Origin of the sequence: Pseudomonas sp. BAV 4579 (assembly GCF_009765395.1) — a bacterium.
Lineage (GTDB): Bacteria > Pseudomonadota > Gammaproteobacteria > Pseudomonadales > Pseudomonadaceae > Chryseomonas > Chryseomonas aestiva.
Window position 1 is genome coordinate 1 of sequence record NZ_WHOV01000253.1, and the last position, 3,447, is coordinate 3,447.

The following is a 3,447-nucleotide window of genomic DNA, read 5'->3' on the forward strand; positions in this document are numbered from 1 at the left end:
AGCGATTTCCATGCGCCGGCCGAGTGGTCGGAGCTGGGCATGTACCGTCCGTTGCCCGAAGATCTGCCGCCCCTGTGGGCGCGCTTCAGTCAACCGCTATACCCTCAGATTCGGGAACCCCAATGAGCCAGTTCATCGAAATTCATCCGCAGAATCCCCAGCCGCGGCTGATTCGTCAGGCCGTGGAAATCATCCGGTCCGGCGGTGTCATCGCCTATCCCACCGATTCGTCCTATGCGCTGGGCTGCCGTATCGGCGAGAAGAGCGCGGTGGAGCGTATCCGCCGCATCCGCCAGCTCGACGACAAGCACAACTTCACCCTGGTGTGCTGCGATCTCTCCGAGCTGGGCATCTATGCCAAGGTGGATACCAGTGCCTTCCGCCTGCTCAAGGCCTATACCCCCGGGCCCTACACCTTCATCCTCAATGCCACCCGCGAGGTGCCGCGCATGCTGCTGCATCCCAAGCGGCGCACCATCGGCGTGCGGGTGCCCCAGCATCCCATCACCCTGGCGCTGCTGGAGGCCTTGGGCGAGCCCTTGATGAGCGTGAGCCTGATCCTGCCGGGGGATGACGAAGCCCTGGGCGATGCCTGGGAGATCCGCGAGCGTCTCGAGCATTTCGTCGACCTGGTGATCGAAGGCGGTCCGGGTGGCTTGCAGCCGTCCACCGTGATCAGCCTGGCCGACGACGAGCCGGAAGTGATCCGGGTCGGTGCCGGGGATCCGACGCCCTTCATGATCGAAGCATGAGCGAAGCCCTGGACCCCCAGCTGCTCGAACCCGAGCAGCTGCGCCTGGCGCTGGTCTATGGCGAGGCCTTCACCGAGCTGCCCCAGGACCTCTATATCCCGCCGGATGCCCTGGAGGTCTTTCTCGAAGCCTTCGAGGGACCGCTCGACCTGCTGCTCTATCTGATCCGCAAGCAGAACATCAATATCCTCGACATCCCGGTCGCCGAGATCACCCGGCAGTACATGAGCTATGTCGAGCTGATGAAGGCGGTGCAGCTGGAACTGGCCGCCGAGTACCTGCTGATGGCGGCGATGCTGGCGGAAATCAAGTCGCGCATGCTGCTGCCGCGCGCCGAAGGCCTGGACGCCGAGGAAGAGGACCCCCGCGCCGAACTGATCCGCCGCCTGCAGGAATACGAGCGCTTCAAGAAGGCCGCCGAGGATCTCGATGAGCTGCCGCGCGAAGGCCGCAACTTCGTGGTGCCCATCTTGCCGGCGCCGGATGCGCGGGCGCGCAAGCTGTTGCCCGAGGTGGACCTGGGCGAGTTGCTGCTGGCCATGGGCGAGGTCCTGCGCCACGCCGACCTGTTCGAGAGCCACCAGGTGACCCGCGAGGTGCTGTCCACCCGCGAGCGCATGAGCCAGGTGCTGGAGCGCCTCAAGGAGGGTGCCTTCGTGCCCTTCGTGGCGCTGTTCACCCTGGATGAAGGCCGGCTCGGTGTGGTGGTGACCTTCATGGCCATTCTCGAACTGGTCAAGGAATCCCTGGTGGAACTGGTGCAGAACGAGCCCTTCAGCCCCATCCATGTCCGCGCCCGGGTCAGAGACGCCGACGGGGAAGGGATCGCTCAGGCATAGGCCAGGGCGGCCGTCGCGGCAGCGCTCTTGCGTTTGCTCACTAACAGGCGGGCGCCTTCACCCGCCGCAGCCAGGGCTGCGGCTTCAGCCACGCTGGGGCTGCCGGTGTGCTGTAAGGCGACGGGACTCGGCGAGGCGACGCCCTGCTGCTGCGCCAGGCGTTCGGCGGAGAAGCCGTGCAACGGCAGCCGCCAGCGCTGGGCCAGGCTTTGCAGTCCGCTTTCCTGCAGTCGCCGGTCCACTGTCGCCAGGGCTGTCAGGCCGCTGGGGTCGCAGCCGGCTTCCTGCAGCACCTCTTGCGCCAGCTCGGCAAGCTCCTCCACCGAACAATCCCGACGGCAACCCAGGCCCAGGACCAGCGCCATCAGCCGTGCGGCGCCTGGCGACGGAACAGCCAGCTGCAGGCCAGTCCCAAGAGCAGCCAGAAGGGCAGATTGCTGGCCAGCACGGCGACCTGGAAATGCCGCTGCAACTCTTCCGGTGCCAGGCTCGCATGAGCGACGGGTTGAGGCGCACCCAGTAGATGGGGAATGACCAGTAGCCCAAGGGCAGCGATCTTGAAGCCGGGATGGCGGGCGAACGCCAGGAGGGCGAGCGCGGCAGCAGTGGCACCGGCAGTGCCTATCCACCAAGCCTGGCGTAGGGTGAGGTCGGCCGCGGCCGTGCCGGGTAGCTCCGGTGGTAGGCCCAGGCTCGGCGCGAGGCAGAAGGTGGCGTAGCCGGCCAGCCCCCACAGCAGGCCCTGGTAGGTCCGGTTCGGCGCGCGCAGGTTGAACAGGCCGGCGAGTACCAGGCCGAAACCCACGGCCACCACCAGGTTACCGCCGAAGGTCGATAGGGTGCGCGGCCAGCCATCTGCCGGGGCCCAGGCTTCTTCCTCGCCGTGACCCTGGTGCTCGGCCATGACCGGGGCTTCGGTCTGGATCTCGTAGGTTTCCGCCTGGAGGATGAGCGGCGTCATCCATAGGCTTTGCAGGACGCTCAGCAACAGGGCAGCGAGCAGCCCGGCCACGCCGGCACTGAAGGCGATACGCTGGACCATGGCCAACTCCTTCTAGTGGCAGGGGAAGCCTTCGCTGTGGCGGGTATCGTGGGCGCCGTTGTGCAGGGCCTCGACATGGGAGAAGCCCGCCAAGAACACCAGGCTCAAGCCGAGCAGGCAGGCGAGCAGGGTAGCGGTCAGACGTTGGGTGCGGGTATGGGTATGAGGCTGGGGCAGGGCGGTTGTCGCGCGGGTAGCGGTCATGGCAAGGCCTCGGAGTCGAAGCGGCAGGGACGCGCCAAGGCAGCGAGCCGCAGGCGGCCGCCGTCCAGCACGACCGCCCACCGCGGGTTGCTTGAAAGCGACAGGCCGGTCTCCGGACTCACGAGGGTCTCAAGGTGCGGTCTTGGCTACGCGTCGGCCTGGCTGCGTTGAAGCCCTTCGCGGAGTGCTCATTTACTCTCGTAAATTGCGCTTCCTTGCAGGGTTCCGCTTTGCCAGGCGCTAGCTCGCTCAAAACCGCATTCCCGTACGACTACTAGGATCGCCTTCCCCAGGCTTGCCGGCCGGGTGGCATCGTGATCCTGCGCTCGTCTACCGTTGCGGGGGCAGTGCCGGACTTGGACCGGCTTCCCGTTTCACCGCGACCCATGGCGGAGTCGCGACACCTGAAGCAACGGCGAGCAGACCACGGGCTTCCGCTACCGGTCAAGCCCCTTCGATTGACACCCCGGCGGGGCGCTCGTAGCCTGTCGGGCTTCGAGGTGCTCTAGGAGCCTGCCCATAATCTGCTGCGCGTCGGCCCAACTGCGTTGAAAACGCCTTCGGAATGCTCATTTACCATTCGTAAACTCCGCTTCCTCAGGCCTTTTCG

General features: G+C 66.2%; 5 protein-coding genes, 1 pseudogene and 1 riboswitch. Of the genes and pseudogenes, 3 read left to right on the forward strand and 3 right to left on the reverse strand.

The window, feature by feature from the left end; translation table 11 throughout:
- From GSQ95_RS25790 to GSQ95_RS25800, 3 genes and pseudogenes are all read left to right on the forward strand, one after another.
- Positions 1–126: pseudogene (locus GSQ95_RS25790) on the forward strand (phosphatase); the annotation flags it as partial.
- Positions 123–752 carry an L-threonylcarbamoyladenylate synthase gene (locus tag GSQ95_RS25795; protein ID WP_158893925.1) on the forward strand — a complete coding sequence of 210 codons (630 nt, stop codon included), beginning with the start codon at positions 123–125 and terminating at the stop codon, positions 750–752. The pseudogene GSQ95_RS25790 and the gene GSQ95_RS25795, both read left to right, overlap by 4 nt.
- 110 nt (positions 753–862) lie before the next feature.
- The gene (locus GSQ95_RS25800; protein ID WP_178118441.1) at positions 863–1,591 is read left to right on the forward strand and encodes a ScpA family protein; all 729 of its coding nucleotides are present in this window, start codon (positions 863–865) and stop codon (positions 1,589–1,591) included.
- On the opposite strand, the gene GSQ95_RS25805 is transcribed toward GSQ95_RS25800, so the two are convergent.
- The 3 genes from GSQ95_RS25805 to GSQ95_RS25815 are packed head-to-tail and all read right to left on the reverse strand — an operon-like array spanning position 1,582 to position 2,837.
- Positions 1,582–1,956, reverse strand: coding sequence for a cobalamin biosynthesis protein (locus GSQ95_RS25805; RefSeq protein WP_158893929.1), 375 nt, complete (start codon positions 1,954–1,956; stop codon positions 1,582–1,584). The genes GSQ95_RS25800 and GSQ95_RS25805 overlap by 10 nt on opposite strands.
- Positions 1,956–2,633, reverse strand: coding sequence for a CbtA family protein (locus GSQ95_RS25810; protein ID WP_158893931.1), 678 nt, complete (start codon positions 2,631–2,633; stop codon positions 1,956–1,958). The genes GSQ95_RS25805 and GSQ95_RS25810 overlap by 1 nt, the downstream gene beginning before the upstream one ends.
- Before the next feature lie 12 nt (positions 2,634–2,645).
- Positions 2,646–2,837, reverse strand: coding sequence for a CbtB domain-containing protein (locus GSQ95_RS25815; RefSeq protein WP_158893933.1), 192 nt, complete (start codon positions 2,835–2,837; stop codon positions 2,646–2,648).
- A gap of 85 nt (positions 2,838–2,922) precedes the next feature.
- A riboswitch (cobalamin riboswitch) is annotated at positions 2,923–3,260 on the reverse strand.
- Between the last annotated feature and the right edge of the window lie 187 nt (positions 3,261–3,447).